Genomic DNA, 2,642 nt, shown 5'->3' with positions numbered 1-2,642 from the left:
GGGCCGCTGCCTTATCGTGTCTACAAGCCGGCAGCGCCCGGGCCACATCCGGTCGTGGTCTATTTCCACGGCGGCGGCTGGGTGCTCGGCGACGAGCAGTCGGACGAGCCGTTCTGCCGCGACATGGTGCGGCGGACCGGCATGATGTTCGTCAGCGTCGGTTATCGCCACGCGCCGGAGCATCGCTTCCCGACGGCCGCAGAAGACGGCTATGCGGCAACGCGCTGGATCGCCGAGCACGCCGCCGAACTCGGCGGCAAGCCGGGCCCGGTCCTGGTCGCGGGCTGGAGCGCCGGTGGCAACATCGCCGCCGTCACCTGCCAGCTCGCGCGCGATCGTGGCGGGCCCGAAATCGCGGGCCAGCTCCTGATATGCCCGGTCACGGACTGCAGCTTCGATCGCCCGTCCTACAACGACAATGCGACCGGCTATTTCCTGACGCGCTCGCTGATGTACTGGTTCTGGGATCTCTACTGCTCGCCTGCTGACCGTACCGATCCGCGCGTATCACCGCTGCGCGGCAAGGTCGCGGGCCTGCCGCCGGCCTTCGTGGTGACCTGCGAGTTCGATCCCTTGCGGGACGAAGGCGTCGCCTATGCCGAAGCGATGGAAGCCGCAGGCGTCCCGGTCGGGCAGCTCAGGGCGCACGGCCATTTCCACTCGTCCTTCACCATGGTTGATGTGGTGATCACCGGGGCGCCTGGCCGAGTGCAGATGGCCGAAGCCTTGCGCCGCTTCGCCGGGCTCCCGCCGGAGGTCAGCAGCGGTGACGAGCACGGCAACGGTCAGGCCAGCCCGGGACACAGAATCGCGGCGGCGGCGAGCTGATTGCGACGAGGCGGCGGGAACCTTTTCCCCGCCGTTGCGTTGAGTACCATGGCATTGAGACGCAGCGATGAGTGTGGGCCCCGGCATGCAAGTCCGCGTGCTGGGGCTTTTTTTGCGTGAGGCGAGGCGATGGGAGGCGCGACCGCGGATTCAAAGGTCGATTTTGGTGCGCTTGCGGTGCTGCATAAGTGGCCGTCGCTTGCAAACCAGCGCCGGCCGGACTGCGAGTCATACCAGATAAGGGAAGGCACCCTCGACGAGTGCATCTCGGCCTTCATGAAGAAGCCGGCGGCGACCCGGCATCTCTATGAGATCCGGACGATGGCGCAGCCGCCACTCGTGACGGAGATCCTCTCGCCCGAGCATGTCACCGAGCTATCGCGGTTGAGAGAATTTCTCTGACGGCATTTTGCAGGCACGCAGCATAGGAACCTTCATCCGGTCTTTCCCGTTGTCAGCGATCGGAAGCCAAGGCGTGAGTGCCTCAGATGCTTGAAGCTGGCGTACCATCTCCCGTCGTGCCCTATGGCGCAGACCGGACTCTGTTCGTGGTGATCGATCGCCTCGACCGGGCGACCGAAATCCGCGTTGAGCGGAGCGATCTCGAAACCACGATCAGCGATCTCGTCGCCGGCTGCTTCAGCGATCCCGTCAGGGTGATTTCGTTCAACACGCTCGAGCATTGGATGAAGGACATCTCGACCGATGTCGCCGGCGAGATAAGGGCCCGCTGCGACATCGACGGCGTGACGCTGCCCGACTATCTCAGCGACTTCGTCGAGAGCCATAGCTGACTGCGCGCGCGGAGCAATGCACAGGGCCTTCAAGGGATCAAGCGCGCCGCTTGCCGGCGATGACCTCGATCTCGCGGCGTCGTTCGCCGGCGAAGGTCAGGAGCCTTTCGATCGTCAGCGTATCCGTGATCCGTTTGGCGAGCCGCTCGGCGCGCGCCGCCTGATCTTCGAGATACTGAATCGTGTTCAAGCGCCGCCTCCCCGAAAGCCCCGATTTATGCGGGCAGCCATAGTGCTTGAGAAGCCGCTAACGGGCGGTTAAGCGCGGCGTTCCGGGCCGGCGAATCTCGACCTATTGCACGACGTCGAGCCTGACATTGGTGATGCCCTTGTCGACCATGCCGAGCGCCTCGGCGGCGGAAGGCGAGATGTCGACCACGCGTCCTCGAACATAGGGCCCGCGATCGTTGACCCTCACGGTCACGAAGCGGCCGGAGGACACATCGGTCACGCGCAGCTTCGTCCCGAACGGCAGGCTGCGATGCGCCGCGGTCAATTCGTTCTTGTCGAATTTCTCGCCGCTCGCGGTCTCCGTATCCGAATAGAAGCTGGCAACGCCATGCGAGGCCGTTTGCTTTGCGTCACCAACGGGAACGCGAACCCGGCTGATCGGCCGCCGATGCAGCGCCGCAACCCTGTGCGGACGTTCGACCGCGACCTGCCGGTTGGGGCCGGCAAGGTCGGCCTTTTGGCGGCCGACCGGCGACTGCGCGCACGCCGCGAGCGACGCGGCGCCGAGGGCGGCGAGCAGCAGCCGGCATGAGGTTGCGAGGGAACTCCGGGCAGTTTCGGCACGTGCAATGCGAGACATGGTACGCCCCTCCGAACGGTCGGAATTTCGGTGGGCAATGAGGGCAGAACCTTGTCGGAACAAAAGCGGCTCTGCGGCCGCGGCTGTTTCGCATCAGCTGTGACGATTCCACCACACTGGCGCGTTCTGAATCGGGACGGAGAGGGTCAGGCTCGCGCCCTCTCCTCGTTCTTACGGGCAGGGCTATCGCATCTGAATTTTGCAGAGGA

Annotated in this window: 5 protein-coding genes; 3 read left to right on the top strand and 2 right to left on the bottom strand. The window is 65.0% G+C overall.

The features are described from left to right. The 3 genes from IC50_RS14980 to IC50_RS14970 all read left to right on the top strand — a co-directional run. The coding region (locus IC50_RS14980) for an alpha/beta hydrolase (RefSeq protein WP_157460974.1) at positions 1–828 on the top strand (828 nt) is incomplete at its 5' end. A gap of 129 nt (positions 829–957) precedes the next feature. Then, a complete protein-coding gene (locus tag IC50_RS14975) occupies positions 958–1,230 on the top strand; it encodes a hypothetical protein (RefSeq protein WP_035705779.1) in 273 nt (90 codons plus the stop codon). An 86-nt stretch (positions 1,231–1,316) separates the two neighbouring features. Then, positions 1,317–1,622 carry a hypothetical protein gene (locus IC50_RS14970; RefSeq protein ID WP_035705776.1) on the top strand — a complete coding sequence of 102 codons (306 nt, stop codon included), beginning with the start codon at positions 1,317–1,319 and terminating at the stop codon, positions 1,620–1,622. A 37-nt stretch (positions 1,623–1,659) separates the two neighbouring features. Here IC50_RS14970 and IC50_RS42480 read toward each other — a convergent pair whose 3' ends face one another. Together IC50_RS42480 and IC50_RS14965 are read right to left on the bottom strand one after the other, a co-directional pair. After that, positions 1,660–1,812 carry a hypothetical protein gene (locus IC50_RS42480; protein WP_193374124.1) on the bottom strand — a complete coding sequence of 51 codons (153 nt, stop codon included), beginning with the start codon at positions 1,810–1,812 and terminating at the stop codon, positions 1,660–1,662. A gap of 102 nt (positions 1,813–1,914) precedes the next feature. Next, complete coding sequence (locus tag IC50_RS14965; protein WP_035705772.1) at positions 1,915–2,433, bottom strand: septal ring lytic transglycosylase RlpA family protein; 519 nt, start codon at positions 2,431–2,433, stop codon at positions 1,915–1,917. Positions 2,434–2,642: the final 209 nt, after the last annotated feature.

The organism is Bradyrhizobium genomosp. I (2014), from assembly GCF_000261685.1.
Lineage (GTDB): Bacteria > Pseudomonadota > Alphaproteobacteria > Rhizobiales > Xanthobacteraceae > Bradyrhizobium.
The sequence above is the reverse complement of the archived record's forward strand: the minus strand, read 5'-3'. Positions and strand labels throughout refer to the sequence as shown.

What these genes read in the sequence shown, in the direction of transcription:
- IC50_RS14975 (WP_035705779.1), top strand. Translation starts at nt 958, where the DNA reads ATGGGAGGCGCGACCGCGGATTCAAAGGTCGATTTTGGTGCGCTTGCG.
- IC50_RS14970 (WP_035705776.1), top strand. Translation starts at nt 1,317, where the DNA reads ATGCTTGAAGCTGGCGTACCATCTCCCGTCGTGCCCTATGGCGCAGAC.
- IC50_RS14965 (WP_035705772.1), bottom strand. Translation starts at nt 2,433, where the DNA reads ATGTCTCGCATTGCACGTGCCGAAACTGCCCGGAGTTCCCTCGCAACC.